At 63.9% G+C, this 16646-nt stretch carries 10 protein-coding genes; 6 read left to right on the top strand and 4 right to left on the bottom strand.

Features of this window, described 5'->3' with window-relative positions:
* Positions 1-5: 5 nt before the first annotated feature.
* Positions 6-1154 carry an efflux RND transporter periplasmic adaptor subunit gene (locus AC1RSI_RS00770; RefSeq protein ID WP_154726989.1) on the bottom strand — a complete coding sequence of 383 codons (1149 nt, stop codon included), beginning with the start codon at positions 1152-1154 and terminating at the stop codon, positions 6-8.
* Positions 1155-1339: 185 nt separating this feature from the next.
* On the opposite strand from AC1RSI_RS00770, the gene lepA reads away from it, so the two are divergent.
* Complete coding sequence (lepA, locus tag AC1RSI_RS00775) at positions 1340-3148, top strand: translation elongation factor 4 (protein ID WP_035309712.1); 1809 nt, start codon at positions 1340-1342, stop codon at positions 3146-3148.
* Positions 3149-3464: 316 nt separating this feature from the next.
* Positions 3465-4238, top strand: a complete 774-nt coding sequence (locus AC1RSI_RS00780) for a hypothetical protein (protein WP_154727005.1) — start codon at positions 3465-3467, stop codon at positions 4236-4238.
* A 145-nt stretch (positions 4239-4383) separates the two neighbouring features.
* Here AC1RSI_RS00780 and AC1RSI_RS00785 read toward each other — a convergent pair whose 3' ends face one another.
* Positions 4384-4656 (bottom strand): DUF559 domain-containing protein, encoded by a 273-nt coding sequence (locus AC1RSI_RS00785; RefSeq protein WP_419178341.1) that lies wholly within the window; start codon positions 4654-4656, stop codon positions 4384-4386.
* 128 nt (positions 4657-4784) lie between these two features.
* Here AC1RSI_RS00785 and dcm point away from each other — a divergent pair, with 128 nt between their 5' ends.
* Both dcm and AC1RSI_RS00795 read left to right on the top strand, forming a co-directional pair.
* Positions 4785-5954, top strand: a complete 1170-nt coding sequence (dcm, locus tag AC1RSI_RS00790; RefSeq protein ID WP_154727006.1) for a DNA (cytosine-5-)-methyltransferase — start codon at positions 4785-4787, stop codon at positions 5952-5954.
* 31 nt (positions 5955-5985) lie between these two features.
* Positions 5986-6411, top strand: coding sequence for a very short patch repair endonuclease (locus AC1RSI_RS00795; protein ID WP_492322608.1), 426 nt, complete (start codon positions 5986-5988; stop codon positions 6409-6411).
* Here AC1RSI_RS00795 and AC1RSI_RS00800 read toward each other — a convergent pair.
* Both AC1RSI_RS00800 and uvrB read right to left on the bottom strand, forming a co-directional pair.
* Positions 6408-7349, bottom strand: a complete 942-nt coding sequence (locus AC1RSI_RS00800) for an HNH endonuclease (protein WP_154727002.1) — start codon at positions 7347-7349, stop codon at positions 6408-6410. The genes AC1RSI_RS00795 and AC1RSI_RS00800 overlap by 4 nt on opposite strands.
* Positions 7350-7425: 76 nt before the next feature.
* On the bottom strand, positions 7426-9765 hold the full coding sequence (gene uvrB / locus AC1RSI_RS00805; RefSeq protein WP_291754701.1) for an excinuclease ABC subunit UvrB: 2340 nt from the start codon (positions 9763-9765) through the stop codon (positions 7426-7428).
* A gap of 404 nt (positions 9766-10169) precedes the next feature.
* Between uvrB and AC1RSI_RS00810 the strand changes: the two genes are divergently transcribed.
* Both AC1RSI_RS00810 and AC1RSI_RS00815 read left to right on the top strand, forming a co-directional pair.
* Positions 10170-13079: a TonB-dependent receptor domain-containing protein gene (locus AC1RSI_RS00810; protein WP_230307675.1), complete on the top strand. Its 2910-nt coding sequence runs from the start codon at positions 10170-10172 to the stop codon at positions 13077-13079.
* 254 nt (positions 13080-13333) lie between these two features.
* On the top strand, positions 13334-16588 hold the full coding sequence (locus AC1RSI_RS00815; protein WP_196066395.1) for a TonB-dependent receptor domain-containing protein: 3255 nt from the start codon (positions 13334-13336) through the stop codon (positions 16586-16588).
* The last annotated feature ends 58 nt before the right edge of the window (positions 16589-16646 follow it).

The following is a 16646-nucleotide window of genomic DNA, read 5'->3' on the forward strand; positions in this document are numbered from 1 at the left end:
CGGTCCTACTTGGCCGCAGGCTGGGCGGCGGCGGCGGCGGGGACAGCAGAACGGGCGCCGCCGGGGGCCTGGGCGACGTTGACGCGGTCGCCCTCGTTCAGGAAGCCCGCGCCGCTGACGATGACCTGGGCGCCGACATTGACGCCGGTGACGGCCGTCTGGGTGTCGGTCCGCGACAGGATGACGACGGGCTGGAAGTGAACCCGGCCGTCGGCGACCAGGGTGAAGACCCCCGGCTTGTTGTCGCGATACAGGACCGCGCCGGTGGGCACGGTGGTGGCCGGCTGGTCGCCGACGTCGATGTCGGCGCGGGCGAACATGCCCGGCCGCAGCTGGGCGCCGGGCGACAGCGAGATGCGCGCCAGGCCCAGGCGGGTGCTGGCGTTGACCTCGGGCGTGACGATCCGCACCGTGCCCGCGGTGGTTCCCGCCTCGCTGGAGGTCACGGTCGCCGACTGGCCGGCGCGAACCTGGGCCAGCTCGGTTTCGGGCACCTGGGCGTCCAGCTCCAGCCGGCCGTCGCGGACCATGCGGAACAGTTCGGTCCCGGCCGAGATGATCTGGCCCTTGGTCACGCTGCGGCTGATGATCAGGCCGGCGACGGGCGCGCGGATGGTGGCCTGGGCCAGATGGGTCTGGGTCTGGGCCAGGGTGGCGCGGGCGGCGGCCAGATTGGCGTTCGACGCCCGCTGGTTGGCCAGGGCGGTGTCCAGCGAGGCCTGAGACAGGAAGCCGCGCGCCTTCAGCTGCTGCGCCCGCTCCAGCGCCGCGTCGTCGCGCGCCACATTGGCCTCGCCCAACTGCACCTGGGCCTGCTGCTGGCGCAGCTGGGCGCGCAGCAGGACGTCGTTCATCTGCACCAGGGGCTGGCCCTGACGGACATAGGAGCCCTCATCCACATAGACGGCGACGGCGGTCAGGCCGCCGGTCTCGGCCGCGACCGGCACTTCCTCCCAGGCCGAGACGGTGCCCGAAGCGGTGACGGTGCGGCGCAGATTGGTCAGGGTCACGGTGGCGGCGGTGACGGTCTGGCGCGAGCCGCCGGCGGCCTTCTCCTCGGTCTTCTCATCGCCATGTCCGCCGCAACTGGCCAGCAGGAAGGCCGACAGGGCCATGGCGCCGAGGTTGAGAGCGTTTCGGGTCGTCTTGGACACGGGGAGTTCCTCGGTTGCAGGCCCCGGCTCGCGCCGGTTATCGGGAGGCGCGACCCATACCGCGTCCGCGAGCCGTTCTCAAACGCGGATACATATTGTTGCAAAGCCTTAATCTAGCACGGCCAGCGGGCGCGGATCGCCGCGCCCGCTGGTCCCGGACCTCTACGCGTGATAGGGCCGCGCGGATGACGACTCCCCCTATCTCGAACATTCGGAACTTCAGCGTGGTCGCGCACATCGACCACGGCAAATCCACCCTGTCCGACCGACTGATCCAGTTCACCGGCGGCCTGACCGCGCGCGAGATGTCCGAGCAGGTGCTCGACAATATGGATATCGAGAAGGAGCGGGGGATCACGATCAAGGCGCAGACGGTGCGCCTGAACTACCGCGCCAAGGACGGGCAGGACTATGTCCTGAACCTGATGGACACGCCGGGGCACGTGGACTTCGCCTATGAGGTGTCGCGCAGCCTGGCGGCGTGCGAGGGGTCGCTGCTGGTCGTGGATGCGTCGCAGGGAGTCGAGGCGCAGACGCTGGCGAACGTCTATCAGGCCATTGATAACAACCACGAGATCGTCCCCGTCCTGAACAAGGTCGATCTGCCGGCGGCCGAGCCCGAGCGGGTCCGCGCCCAGATCGAGGACGTCATCGGCATCGACGCCTCCGAGGCCGTGCTGTGCAGCGCCAAGTCCGGCATCGGCATCGAGGATGTCCTCGAAGCCATCGTCACCAAACTCCCGCCCCCCAAGGGCGACCCCGACGCCCCGCTGAAGGCCATGCTGGTCGACGCCTGGTACGACCCCTATCTGGGCGTCGTCGTCCTGGTCCGCGTCTTCGACGGGGTGCTGAAGACCGGGATGCGGGTCAAGATGATGCGCAACGGCTCGACCCACCTGATCGACCGGGTCGGCGTCTTCCTGCCCAAGAACACCCCGGTGGACCAGCTGGGCCCCGGCGAGGTCGGCTTCATCACCGCCCAGATCAAGGAAGTCGCCCACGCCGCCGTCGGCGACACCATCACAGACGAGAAGAAGCCGACCGCCGAACCGCTGAAGGGGTTCAAGGAGGTCCAGTCGGTGGTCTTCTGCGGCCTGTTCCCGGTGGACGCGGCCGATTTCGAGGACCTGCGCGCCGCCATCGGCAAGCTGCGGCTGAACGACGCCTCCTTCACCTACGAGATGGAATCCAGCGCCGCCCTGGGTTTCGGCTTCCGCTGCGGCTTCCTCGGCCTGCTGCACCTCGAGATCATCCAGGAGCGGCTCAGCCGCGAGTTCAACCTCGACCTGATCGCGACCGCCCCCTCGGTGGTCTACAAGATCGGCCTGCGCGACGGCTCCGAGATCGACCTGCACAATCCGGCCGACCTGCCCGACGTGATGCAGATCGAGACCATTTCCGAGCCCTGGATCAAGGCCACCATCCTGACGCCCGACGAATACCTCGGCAGCGTGATCAAGCTGTGCCAGGACCGCCGCGGCCAGCAGATCGAACTGTCCTACGTCGGCGCCCGCGCCATGGTGGTCTATGAGCTGCCGCTGAACGAGGTGGTGTTCGACTTCTACGACCGTCTGAAGTCGATCTCGAAGGGCTATGCCTCGTTCGACTACGAGATCACCGAATACAAGGTCGGCGACCTGGTGAAGATGAACATCCTGGTCAACGCCGAACCGGTGGACGCCCTGTCCATGCTGGTCCACCGCGCCCGCGCCGAGACGCGCGGCCGGGGCATGGTCGAGAAGATGAAGGAGCTGATCCCGCCCCACCTGTTCGTCATCCCGATCCAGGCGGCCATCGGCGGCAAGATCATCGCCCGCGAGACGGTGCGCGCGCTCCGCAAGGACGTGACCTCGAAATGCTACGGCGGCGACGCCACGCGGAAAAAGAAGCTGCTGGAGAAGCAGAAGGCCGGCAAGAAGAAGATGCGTCAGTTCGGCAAGGTCGAAATCCCGCAGGAAGCCTTCATCGCCGCGCTCAAGATGGACGAGGACTGATCCCACCGCCCCGCCCTCTCCCTCCCCCTGCGGGGGAGGGGCGTTGCGAAGCAACGGGGTGGGGGCGGCCAGGCAAGGCCGCACCGCTCCGATTTAGGCAGGTGCGTGGTGCGTCGCCCGGCCGTTGTGATTTCGGCAGGTCGGTGAAGCGTCGCCCTGCCGTTCCCACCCGGTCTCGCCTCCGGCTCGCCCCCCCTCCCCGGAACGGGGAGGGAGAGGAATTAGGAGCGCTGGCGGGTTTGAACTGACATATCGACTTGTGTGATTTCAGGCTCTTAACCCTGAATATCGCCGACTTTCCAGCCAGGGTTTCTCCATGGCCCATACTGGCGGCATGGAAAGACGCAAATACAAGATTCAACCCGCCGAAGTCTGGGACAAGGTGCGCCAGGACTATCTGGCCGGCCTGGGCGCCGAAGAGGTCGCGGCCAAATACGGCGTGACCGCCCACGCCCTGCGCGCCCGCGCCACGCGCGACGGCTGGTCCCGCTATCTGCACGCTCCGGCCGAGCCGGTCGATCCGCCGCCCCCGCCGCCGAGCCTGTTCGACGTATCATCCGACGATGCGGCCGGCGGGGACCCGGCCGTCCTGGCCGAGGCCGCCGCCCAGGCCTCGGGCCGGGCCATGCGCGCCGGCCGGCTGTTGGAGGCGCGCGCCCTGGCGGGGCTGGCCGCCACCTATCGCAAGCTGGAGGCGCGGGGCGAGACGGCGCACGGGGCCATGACGGTCGAGAATGCGCCGCTGCAACTGGTGTACGACATACTGATGAACCCTCTGGCGGCGAGCGACCGATTGGCCATCCGCCCCGGCGCCGCCGACACCCATCTGGCGCTGAAAGAAGCCTACTGGACCCAGCAGCAGACCCTGGGTCAGAAGAACCAGGAGTTTCGGCACGCCCAGCTGCACCGGCGCGCGGCGCTGGACCGTCGGGTCGCCGCCCTGGAGGACCAGCTGAAGGCGGCCGGGATGGAGCCGGTCGCCGAGACGGAAAGCGCCCGACGCATCCGCACCGGGGTCGATATGGTCATCGACTGCTGCGGCAAGGTCATGTCCGCGAAGGACTGGGACAAGACGCTGGACGGGTTGTGAGCGGCGTCTTCCTTCTCCCCCTGCGGGAGAAGGTGGCCCGCAGGGCCGGATGAGGGGGCGGTTCGGCGTGGACCGTAAGGGCCGGTGAAACCCCTCATCCGTCAGCCTTCGGCTGCCACCTTCTCCCGCAAGGGGAGAAGGACGCTTAGTCGCGCGTCAGGCCTTCCTCCGTCGCCGCCACAATGGCCGACAGCACCGCTTCCCGCTGGTTCCCGATCATCCCATTCGGAAACCGCAGCACCCGGAACCCCTGTTCGCGCAGCCAGGCGTCCCGCTCGGCGTCCTCGATCCGGTCGTCATGCTGCGGCCCGTCCGCCTCGACGATCAGCCGATGCCTCAGACAGACGAAATCGACGATATACCGCCCGATCACCATCTGCCGCCGAAACTTCAGCCCCGCCAGCCGCCGATCCCGCAACAGGCCTTGGGACGATGAGGCCTAGGTGTGAATATATCACATACGTTCTTGACTTGTTCTCCTGGCTAAAACTTGGCAGTCTGGCACCTTATAGCAGCGCGGGGTCGACCGTGTCGGAGTATGCGAACATGGTTAAGCAGGCGGGCCAAGCGGTGGCCGATAAGGCTGTTGAGCGTGGCTATATTGATGGACCGATTGAAGTCTCCCAACCTTCACTCAAGCTTGTGAGAGGAGGTAAGGAAGCGGCAGATTTCACCTTTATCGACCTGTTCGCCGGCATCGGCGGACTGCGGCGGGGCTTCGAGTCCATCGGCGGCAAGTGCGTCTTTACGTCCGAGTGGGACAAGTACAGCCAGAAGACCTACGCCGCGAACTTCCCCCACGACGACCACGAAATCAACGGCGACATCACCAAAATCGCCGTTGAGGATATCCCGGCGCATGACGTTCTGCTGGCCGGCTTCCCCTGTCAGCCGTTCTCGATCGCCGGCGTTTCCAAGAAGAACGCGCTCGGCCGTGCGCACGGATTTGAGGACAAAACCCAAGGCACGCTGTTCTTCGATGTGGCGCGGATCATCGCCCATCACCAGCCTGCGGCCTTCCTGCTGGAGAACGTCCGCAACCTGATCAGTCACGACAAGGGCAAGACATTCCAGACCATCAAGGACGTTCTGACCGAAGAGCTAGGCTACACCATTGACTGGCGCGTCATTGACGGCCGGTCGTGGACGCCGCAGCACCGTGAGCGGATTTTCATCATCGGGTTCCGTGAGGATCAGGGGTTCAGCTTCGCCGATCTGAAGGTGCCCGACGCCAAACCGAAGTTGAGAGATATCTTGCATCCTGGCGACGGTTCGGAAGCGCCGGACCAGAGGTTCACCGTCGGAAACTCGGGGCGGGTTTCGGAGAAGTACACCCTGACCGATCACCTCTGGAACTATCTCCAGCGGTACAAGGAGAAACACCAAGCGGCGGGCAACGGCTTTGGATTCGGTCTGGTCGGGCCGGACGATGTCGCCCGCACCCTGTCCGCCCGGTATTATAAGGACGGCTCGGAAATCCTGATCGAACAGGAGGATGGCAAGGCTCCAAGGCGTTTGACCCCGAGAGAGTGCGCGCGGCTAATGGGCTTTGACGAGCCACGTGGAAATGAGTTCATCATCCCGGTGTCGGACACCCAAGCCTATCGCCAGTTCGGAAACTCGGTCGTCGTTCCGGCGGTTAAGGCTGTGGCCGAACACATGAAGCCGCACCTGTTCCGAGCGCTGGCTGCGCGGCGCAAGGTGGCAGTTGGCTGACATCGTCGATTCGGCGACCCGCAGCCGGATGATGTCTGGCATCAGGAGCAAAAACACTAAGCCCGAACTCATGATTCGCAAGGCGCTTCACGCACGCGGGTTTCGCTACCGGATTCACTGCAAGGACGTGCCGGGCAACCCGGATCTGTGCTTGCCAAAATATCGGGCAGTGATCTTCGTGCACGGGTGCTTCTGGCATGGGCACGACTGTCATCTGTTCAAATGGCCGAAGACGCGGCCGGAGTTCTGGGCGGAAAAGATCTCCCAGAACTCGGAGCGGGACTACAAACACGCTCTCCAACTGAGTGCGGAGGGTTGGAGGATATGCACAGTTTGGGAGTGCAGCCTCAAAGGGAAAGGTCGATTAGATCTATTATCAATTTCATCTAAGATCGAAAGTTGGCTTTATTCAGAAAGGCGCATTTTAGAAGTTGCTGGATCAAATACGTTAGGCTAGGCCGAAACCTCGAAAACATGCTTTCGGTGCCAGGCGAGCGCACCAGGATCGGGGCAAAATCTATGCTCTTTTGGTGTGGAAATCTTGTTTCCATCAATCAACTTTAGCGTAGCGTTTTCCGACCTCGAATATAGTTCAGGTTTTACAATGACTGTGCTTTGGTCGCTGACACAAATCATACCTTGGTCGAAAGCCCAATGGTGAGCGCGACACAGGGCTAGGCCATTTCTTACGTCATCCGACCCGAGAGCGCCGCGTCCAATAATATGTGCTGCCTCGACTTCTGAATTGCCTAAGGCATTGACTAACCCGCCACCACACATTGCACATTTCTGATCGTAGGCACGCTTGATCAGACCACGGAAAGCTCTACTTCGTGCAATCCGCGCAACTATTTGTATGGCTGCTCCGTCGTCAAATGGTCTGAATGGCTTATCAACCAGCGCGGTCAGATCTTTCTCCGCAGAAGCGATCTGGGCGTTGCTGACGGGCGCGTCTCCACCCAAGGTCCCCCACCTCCTACCTCCTGTGCGGCTGTCGATCTGGGCAAACTCCGGACTGCCCGCTGGATAAAGCGTAAGTCGATAGAAAAGATCATCATCGAGGCTACGCTCGATAGACAGAATATCGCCCGCCTTTGCCTTTCCGAGCAGAGGCTTCAAGTTTGAGGTGACTCGCCGTTCAGGCGCTCGTGTTCCGCCCCACGTTTGGTGCTGATAGACGGTGTCCACTGTCCCAAGCGCTACGCCATTCATCACGAGCAAGGCGCGAATGGCGATGGAAGGAACTGGGGACAGGGCAGTTCCAGGGGGGAGCGGCGGGAAAAATGGCCCAAGCTCAGCAGGTACGACAAATCCCGACTGATGACCGGGGGCGTCACCCGTGTCGTTACGCGGCAACCGCTTGAAAATCGGTGGCTCAAACTCTGAAAATGCCATGCAGCCTGCCCATAGCTTTTGGAGCGGTGATTTGCACACGGGTAAGGCGCAAAATCAAACGGCCCTTAACCGCAGGTTACCGCCCCTTCCTGAACGCCTCCGCCTTCTCCGCCGCCGCTTCCGCGCGCCACTTCTTCGGCGCCGACCGGTCCACCTCTTCGCCCGCCCCCGTCAGGGCCTCGTTGGCGAATTCCAGGTCCAGCAGCTTCATGCGCTTGATCTCGTCGCGCAGGCGGCCGGCTTCCTCGAACTCCAGGTTGGAGGCGGCCTCGCGCATGCGGCCTTCCAGGTCCTTGAGGGCGGCCTGGAAGTTTGAGCCGACGAAGGGTTTGGAGGCTTCGGCGACGCCGGGGCGGGTCAGGCGGTCCATTTCGCGGGACTCATAGGGGCTGTCCATCAGCTCCTTGATGTCGCGCTTGACGCTTTCGGGCGTGATGCCGTGTTCGGTATTGTAGGCCATCTGGCGTTCGCGGCGGCGGTCGGTCTCGGCGATGGCGCGCTCCATACTGCCGGTCATGCGGTCGGCGTACAGGATGACGCGGCCGTCGATGTTGCGGGCGGCGCGGCCGATGGTCTGGATAAGGCTGGTCTCGGAGCGCAGGAAGCCCTCCTTGTCCGCGTCCAGGATGGCGACCAGGCCGCACTCGGGAATGTCCAGCCCCTCGCGCAGCAGGTTGATGCCGATCAGGCAGTCGAAGGATCCCAGACGCAGGTCGCGCAGGATCTCGATCCGCTCCAGCGTGTCGACGTCGGAGTGCATGTAGCGGACGCGGATCCCCTGTTCATGCATATATTCGGTCAGGTCCTCGGCCATCTTCTTGGTCAGGGTGGTGACCAGGGAGCGGTAGCCGGCGCGGGTGGTGGCCTTGACCTCGTCGATGACGTCGTCGACCTGGTTGCGGGTCTGGCCACTGACCGGGCGGATCTCGACGGGCGGGTCGATCAGGCCGGTGGGGCGGATGACCTGTTCGACGAAGACGCCGCCGGCCTGGTCCATCTCCCAGGCGCCGGGGGTGGCGCTGACGTGGACGGTCTGGGGGCGCATGGCCTCCCATTCCTCGAACTTCAGCGGGCGGTTGTCGATGCAGGAGGGCAGGCGGAAGCCGTATTCGGCCAGGGTGGATTTGCGGCGGTAGTCGCCGCGGAACATGCCGTTGATCTGGCCGATGGTGACGTGGCTCTCGTCCACGAACAGCAGGGCGTTGTCGGGGATGTATTCGAAGAAGGTGGGCGGGGGCTCGCCGGGGGCGCGGCCGGTCAGCCAGCGGGAATAGTTCTCGATGCCGGCGCAGCTGCCGGTGGCCTCCATCATCTCCAGGTCGAAACGGGTGCGTTGCTCCAGCCGCTGGGCCTCGAGCAGCTTGCCGTTCTCGATCATCCAGTCCAGCGTCTCCTTCAGCTCGGCCTTGATGCCCTGGGTGGCCTGGTTCAGCGTCGGGCGCGGGGTCACATAGTGGCTGGCGGCGTAGACGGTGATCTCGGTCAGGTCGGCGGTCTTCTTGCCGGTCAGGGGGTCGAACTCCTGGATCGCCTCCAGCTCGTCGCCGAACAGGCTGATGCGCCAGGCGCGGTCCTCAAGGTGGACCGGGAAGATCTCGATGACGTCGCCGCGCTTGCGGAACATGCCGCGGTCGAAGTTCAGGTCGTTGCGCTTGTACTGCAGCGCGATCAGGTCGGCCCGCAGCTTCGCCTCGTCGATCTGGTCCCCCACCTTCAGGGTGAAGGTCATGGCCGTATAGGTCTCCACCGACCCGATGCCGTAGATGCAGGAGACCGAGGCGACGACGATCACATCCTCCCGCTCCAGGATCGCCCGCGTCGCCGAGTGCCGCATCCGGTCGATCTGCTCGTTGATGCTCGAGTCCTTCTCGATATAGGTGTCCGTACGCGGAACATAAGCTTCAGGCTGGTAGTAGTCGTAGTAGCTGACGAAATATTCGACGGCGTTGTCCGGGAAGAATGACTTGAACTCGGAGTAGAGCTGGGCCGCCAGGGTCTTGTTCGGGGCCAGGATCAGGGCCGGGCGCTGGGTCTGTTCGATGACCTTGGCCATGGTGAAGGTCTTGCCCGAGCCGGTGACGCCCAGCAGCACCTGATCGCGGTCGCCCGCCTCGGCCTGGGCGACCAGTTCGGCGATGGCGGCGGGCTGGTCGCCGGCGGGGGTGTATTTCGTCTCGAGCCGGAAGCGGCCGCCCTTCTTCTTGCCCTCGTGCGAGGGGCGGTGGGGCACCCAGTCGGCGGGGGCGGCGACGGGCTCCTCCGGCGTCAGGCGCGGGCCGGTGACCGGGGCGAACATCGGCATTTTCCCGGTGTCGCGCTTGAAGGCGGCGGCGGCCTCGCGCACGCCGGGGTCGGGCGTGTGCACGGGCTTGGCGGGCTTGGCGGCGGCGGGCTTCGGCGTCGAAGAACGGTTCATGAACAGAACTTAGTGCGCAGGAAGCGGCGGCGCCAGAGAGGGGGCTTGCGGCGGTGAACGGCCGGTTCAAGGCCTAAAAATGGCGACAAAGCGGCGTGATGTGGAAGTAAAATGCTTCAATACGCCGCAACATGTGACCTATCGCGCCCAATTCCTCCATTTTTCGTACAATTATGCGACTTTTTGGTTGCGGTGTGTAAAACGTATGCCTAACAAGGTCATATAACGGATGTATTTAACATACCATCGGTATATATCCGCGATATCTAGCTGTTTCCCTAAGTATTGTTCAATACTGTTTGTGAATGAGGCGTATGCGTACTCGTAAAAATTACCTTCTGTCGTCGACTATGGTCGGCGGAATTGTGGCGGCTTCGCTGTCCATGCTTTCAGCGCCTGTCGCGATGGCTCAAGACGCCACCGTTACTCAGGCCGATGAGTCCGCAAGCGTCGAAGACATCGTCGTCATCGGCTCCCGTATTCGCCGTGACAACTATAACGCCCCCTCGCCGACCCAGGTCGTGACGCGCGAAGAGGCGACCCTGCAGGGCTTCGCCTCGACCACGGAGGCGCTGCAGAGCACGGCCGTCACCGGCGGCACCTCGCAGATCAACAACTCGTACGGCGGCTACGTCACCAACGGCGGCCCCGGCGCCAACACCATCGGCCTGCGCGGCATGAGCCCGAGCCGCACCCTGGTGCTGCTGAACGGCCGTCGCGTTTCGCCGGCCGGTTCGCGCGGTTCGGTCGGCGCGGCCGACCTGAACGTGCTGCCGACCGCCATCATCGACCGCGTCGAAGTGCTGCGTGACGGCGCCTCGTCGGTCTATGGTTCGGACGCCGTCGCCGGCGTGGTCAACATCCAGACCCGCAACAACTTCGAAGGCGTCACCTTTGAAGGCCAGCGCAACGAGCCGTTGGAAGCCAATGGCGCGGGCGGTTCGACCCGTCTGTCGCTGACGGCGGGCGTCCGTGCCGACCGCTGGCGCGCCGCCGGTTCGGTCGAACGCTACGAGCGTGACGAACTGACCCTGCGCGACCGCGAGTTCACGCGCTGCCAGACCGACGGCTTCCGCAACGGCCAGGACTATATCGACCCGCTGACCGGCCAGTCGAAATGCTATCCGATCACCACGACCGGCTCGAACGGCGTGACGATCAACACCGTCGCCCTGGGCGTGGAGGGTCCGCCCAGCGCCAGCGGCGCCCGGACGTTCATCGGCACGGCGGGCGTCGGCGCGCCCGGTTCCGTCGGGACGGTGTTCAATCGCTGGCGTCCGAACGCGGGCGTCGCCGGCGGCGTGCCCGGGTTTGAAGGCGTGGGCGGCCCCGGCAACGACCTCAACGTCCGCGACACCTTCGAAGACCGGATGCTGAACGAGTCGCTGATCTCGCCGGTGGACATCACCACCCTGTACGGCGAAGTCGGCTATGACCTTCACGCCCTGGGGAACGCCGAGGTCTATGGCGAAGCCCTGTTCAACCAGCGCAAGTCTTCGCAGACCGGCTATCGCCAGCTCTCGCTGGACTACGCCAAGGGCAGCCCGCTGATCCCGGACAGCCTGGCGTTCAGCACGATCTCGGGCGATCAGGGCCTGAACAAGGGCCAGGATGTCGGCGCCCGCGCCTTCATCGGCTTCGGCAACGACCATTCCGAACAGGAAGTGGACTTCGGCCGCTATGTCGCCGGCATCAAGGGCGACCTGTTCCTGCCGGAATGGCGCTATGACGCCTACGTCAGCTATTCGCGGTCCAAGTCGACCTACACCAGCGAACAGTTCCTGACCGATCGCATGATCGAGTCGCTGGACGTGGTGGAAACGGCGCCCGGCCAGTTCCAGTGCGCCGAACTGGCTTCGAACCCCGGCTGCGTCGCCGCACCCGCCCTGAACGCGCAGACCATCCGTGGCGCCTTGCCGCAGGACTGGGTCGACTATGTCTTCCGTCCGGTGACCGGCACGACCGAGTTCACCGAAAAAGTGGTTAGCATCGGCATCGACGGCCCGCTGTTCAGCCTGCCTGCCGGCCGCGTCATGGGCTTCTTCGGCGCCGAATGGCGTGAGTCCGAAATCGACGACACGCCGGGCCTGGATAGCCAGCTGGGCAACACCTACAACTTCTCGACCTCGGCCATCACGCGCGGCTCGGATTCGGTGAAGGAAGTGTTCGGCGAAATCGAAGCGCCGATCCTGGTCGACCTGCCGGGCGTCCGCGAGCTGACCCTGAACGGGTCGTTCCGCTACACCGACTATGACTCGTACGGCGACGACACGACCTACAAGGTCGGTCTGGTCTATCGTCCGATCGACTGGGTCACGGTTCGCGGCACCTACGGCACCTCGTACCGCGCCCCGGCGCTGTTCGAACAGTTCGTCGGCGCCACCACCGGCTTCCTGTCGAACACCAACGACCGCTGCAACAACTACGGCGCGCCGGGCGTGAACCCGAACCGCGTCGCCAACTGCACGGCCGAAGGCCTGGCGGGCGACTTCCAGTCGACCAACAGCGTCACGGTGATCACCGCAGGCGGCGCAGACGCCGGCCTGGCGGCCGAAACCTCGACCAACATGACCGTCGGCCTGGTCGTCCAGCCGCCGCTGCCCTCGGGCTGGGGCGATCTGGCCTTCGCCGTCGATTATTACGAGATCGAGGTCGAGAACGGCGTGTCGCGCACCGGTGCAGCCCAGATCCTGACCCGCTGCTATGACTCCAACCCGGCCGACTTCGCGGCCGACGCCGGCTTCTGCCGACTGGTCACGCGCGATGCGGTGGACAACAGCCTCACGGTCCGCGACAGCTACGTCAACCTGGCGACGGACAATGTGAAAGGCCTGGATTACACGGTCCGTTATCGCAAGGACGTCGGCCCCGGCACGGCGTTGTTCAACCTGGCGATCACCCAGTACACGGAAATCTCGAACAAGCTGTTCGCCGAAGATCCGCTGGAAGACTACACCGGCATGATCGACAATCCGGAGTTCACCGGAACGGCCGACGTCTCCTACGCCTGGGACAAGTGGCGCGTGCGCTACGGTGTCGAATGGATCCAGGGCACCGACAGCTACGCCTACTACGGGGAAGATCCGGCTACGTCGGACTACGACCTCGCGACCGATGACTACTGGCTGCACAACACTTCGGTCCAGTATGCGTCCGATGGTTGGACCGCCACGCTCGGCGTTCGCAACCTGTTCAACGACAACCCGCCGACCATCTCGTCGGGCGTGTACAACCGGGTCGGCAACGCCCCGCTGTACTCGGGCTATGACTACCTGGGCCGCACGGCCTTCGTGAACCTGACCAAGTCCTTCTAGGGATCGCGGTCGATTCGAAATGAAGAGGGCGGCGGGCTTCGGTCCGCCGCCTTTTTCTTTGTCACTCGACTAAGTTGATAGCGGAACAATCAAAAGGCGCAAACTTGTCACCAAATTGATACGCAGGCGCCAAATATATGTCTGTTTTGCTGAAATGAGGTGGCGTCGCCTCGCTCTCATGTGCATTGCGGCGACTATTAGTCGCTCAATTCGGGGAGTTATGCATGCGAGTGAATTTGGACGCTGGACGGACTTTGCGTGGGGCCCTTCTGGCCGGAACAGTGCTGGCCGGAGTGATGGGGAGTGTCGGCGCCGCCGCCGCGCAGGAGGCCGAAGGCTCGCAGGCTGCCGAAGTTGGGGAGATCGTCGTCACCGGGTCGCGCATCCGCCGCGACGCCACCACCGCCGCGACGCCCCTGATCCAGATCGGCCAGGAAGAGGTTTTGCAATCGGGTGAATCTAACGTCATCGACTTCCTCGCCGACATTCCCGCGCTTTCATTCTCTCAAGTGCCGGAAGACACTACAGGATCGAACCTGAACGATGGCGGCCTGTCGCTGCTGAACCTGCGCGGCTTGGGCTCGGCTCGTACGCTGGTCCTGGTCGATGGCCGTCGCCATGTCGGGTCCTCGCCCGGTTCTCTGGCCGTCGATGTCGATACGATTCCGCGTCTTTTGATCGAGAACGTCGAAGTGATCACCGGCGGTGCTGCGGCCGTTTACGGTGCAGACGCCGTGTCGGGCGTGGTCAACTTCACGCTGCGCAAGGATTTCGACGGGCTCGAGGTCGATGCATCGCTGGCCGAGGTCAACCAAGACGGACAGATGAGCGAGCGGCTCTCCGCCCTGTGGGGGGGCAAGTTCCTGGAAGATCGTCTGAACGTCTATGTCTCTGGCGAGTATCAGCGCAGCGACGAGGTATTGGACCGCGATGTCGACTGGCGTCGGGAGGGCTGGGGTTTCATCAGCAACGACGCAGACCCGTCCTCAGCGTCCAGCGACGGCGTCATCGATCTGATCCTGGTCAACAACCTGCGCACCTATATTCGCGGCACAGACCGAGGCGGGATCACGATTCTGTCCACCGGCGTGCAACGTAGCCCCGCCAGCGATCCGGACGTGCCGTTCGCGACCTGCTCGGCCACCTCGTTCTCGGCGAACTGCTTCTCGGTCGCGCCGACCAACAATCCGAACAACAGCTATCTGTATACCGACGCCGGCGCCTCGCAGGCTGTGGTGTTCGGCCCGATTCGCCAGCAGACGGGTCTGTCGCGCACCGTCAGCAACGGGGGGCTGGGTCAGAACCCCAATACCGAGCAGGGCCAGAACAGCCGCCTTCCGGAATCGGAGAACTACCGCTTCCAGACCGGCTTCAACTTCAAGCTGACCGATTCCATCGAGGCCTTCGGAGAGGCCAAGTACGTCAAGGAAGAAACCTATGACGCCGGTCAGCGGGTATTCCACGACTTCAACATCCGCCAGTTCGCGCCGGGCACGGTCGGGGCGATCACGGCGACGTCGGCGTTCGAGATCGGGCTGGACAACGCCTATCTGCCGGAAGATGTGCGCCTGGCGATCACGAATAACCGCCGGCAAGTCTATAACTCGGCCGGGGTTCTGACCGGAACGGTCGCCGACCCGCGCGCCCAGCACAAGCTGTATGGCCCATCCCGGACTCAGGAAAACACCCGCGAACTGCAGCGTTATGTGCTGGGTCTGCGGGGCGATGCGCCGGACTTCGGCTTCGTGCGCAATATTCGGTGGGAAGCGGCCTATACCTATGGCCAGATGGACAATGAAAACGTCGAACTGGGCGTGGATATCGTTCGTTATCAGGCGGCCGCTGACGCGGTGGTTGACACCGCTGGCATCGTCAACGGCCGTGCGGGCGAGGTGGTCTGCCGCGTGCAACTGCTGAACGCCCAAGGCGTCGCCGTGCCGAACGCAAGCCTCACCAGCGGCGGCGTCACCACGACCTATTCGCGCCAGGGCGACGTCATCAGCGACTGCACCCCTGTGCGGGTGTTCGGCGCCGGCGGCTTCTCGCAAGAGGCGCTGGATTATATTCAGGCTTCGATCAAGGTCGAAGATCAGAACAAGCAGCACGATTTCGTCGCCTTTACCGGCGGCGATCTGTGGGACTTCTGGGGCGCCGGTCCGATCGGTGCGGTCGTCGGTTACGAGTACCGCAAGGAGATCACCAGCGGCATCGGGCGTGATCGGGACCGCGCAGGGCGTCTGCTGTTCCTGAACAGCGGCGCGGATTTCAAGGAAGCGTCGTATGACACCAACGAGATGTTCGCCGAGCTTCAGGTCCCGATCATGCGCGACACCTGGTTGGGCCGGTCTATGGACATCAACGGGGCTTACCGCTTCTCCGACTATTCCAACGTCGGCGAACAGGAGACGTATAGCCTGGGCGTAACCTATCGTCCGTTCGACCAACTGCTGCTGCGCGCCACCAAATCGACCGCGATCCGCGTGCCGAACCTCAGCGAGACCAACGAGCCGCTGGGGCAGACCTTCGCCAACGGCTTCTCGGATCCTTGCAGTGCGACCGTCATCAACAATCTGGCTGACCGCTCGATCGCGGCCAACCGGATCGCCAACTGCGGCGCGCTTGCCTCGGCTGCCGGTCTGGATCTGAACTTCGCCGACCTGGGCGCGACGAACGCCTATCTGCCGAACTACGGCAGCGGTTCGGTGCCCGGCCTGGCGGGCGGTAACCAATTCCTGCAGCCCGAGACTTCGGAAAGCTTCAGCTACGGCTTCGCCTGGACGCCGGACTACCTGCTGCCGAACCTCGCGATCACGATGGATTACTACGATATCGAGATCAACGACGCCATCGACTCGGTGAGCGCTCAGGCGGCCGCAAACCAGTGCGTCAGCGGCGATCAGGTCAATACTCTGGCCTGCTTGACCCAGACGCGGGACGCAACCAGCTTCCAGGTGACCAGCTTCATCCAGGGCTCGCTCAACTATGCGGCGTTGACGGCTAAGGGCGTCGATTTCTCGGCCCGATGGGGCGGCGATCTGTTCCGCTTCGGCGGGCGTGGATGGGGCTCGTTCCGTCACGCCATCCGCGGCAACTGGCTGATCGAACAGGTCGATTACGTGAACATCGACGATCCGGCGGACGGTACGGATTATCAGGACACCGTCGGTTCGCCGCGCGTGCGCTTCTTGTCCACCCTGACCTGGTCGCCGACGGACACCCTGTCGTTCAGCTGGGACTGGGACTGGCAGGCCAGCCAAGAAATCGAGGACATCGACAATATCCTGGCCAATCCGGACCGCTACGAGAGCCTGAAGTACATCGAGACGGGCGATTTCAGCCAACACGATTTCTCGGTGCGTTGGGATGTGCGGGACGACGTCACCCTGCGTGCAGGCGTGGTCAACGCCTTCGACGCGGAGCCGGCGCGCTGGCTCGGTAATACGACGGCGGATAACTTCGATCTGTTCGGCCGACGCTTCTTCATCAGCGCAAACTTCCGCAGCTTCTAAGCGGATCGACGCATCGTCGGCATTGGGGCGCGGAGGGGAAACCCTCCGCGCCCTTCTT

The sequence above is a fragment of the Brevundimonas sp. GW821-FHT10E09 genome (assembly GCF_058809375.1).

Excerpts from the sequence above, each read along its gene's own strand:
- lepA (WP_035309712.1), top strand. The coding sequence starts at position 1,340 with ATGACGACTCCCCCTATCTCGAACATTCGGAACTTCAGCGTGGTCGCG.
- AC1RSI_RS00780 (WP_154727005.1), top strand. The coding sequence starts at position 3,465 with ATGGCCCATACTGGCGGCATGGAAAGACGCAAATACAAGATTCAACCC.
- dcm (WP_154727006.1), top strand. The coding sequence starts at position 4,785 with ATGGTTAAGCAGGCGGGCCAAGCGGTGGCCGATAAGGCTGTTGAGCGT.
- AC1RSI_RS00795 (WP_492322608.1), top strand. The coding sequence starts at position 5,986 with ATGTCTGGCATCAGGAGCAAAAACACTAAGCCCGAACTCATGATTCGC.
- AC1RSI_RS00800 (WP_154727002.1), bottom strand. The coding sequence starts at position 7,349 with ATGGCATTTTCAGAGTTTGAGCCACCGATTTTCAAGCGGTTGCCGCGT.
- uvrB (WP_291754701.1), bottom strand. The coding sequence starts at position 9,765 with ATGAACCGTTCTTCGACGCCGAAGCCCGCCGCCGCCAAGCCCGCCAAG.
- AC1RSI_RS00810 (WP_230307675.1), top strand. The coding sequence starts at position 10,170 with ATGGCTCAAGACGCCACCGTTACTCAGGCCGATGAGTCCGCAAGCGTC.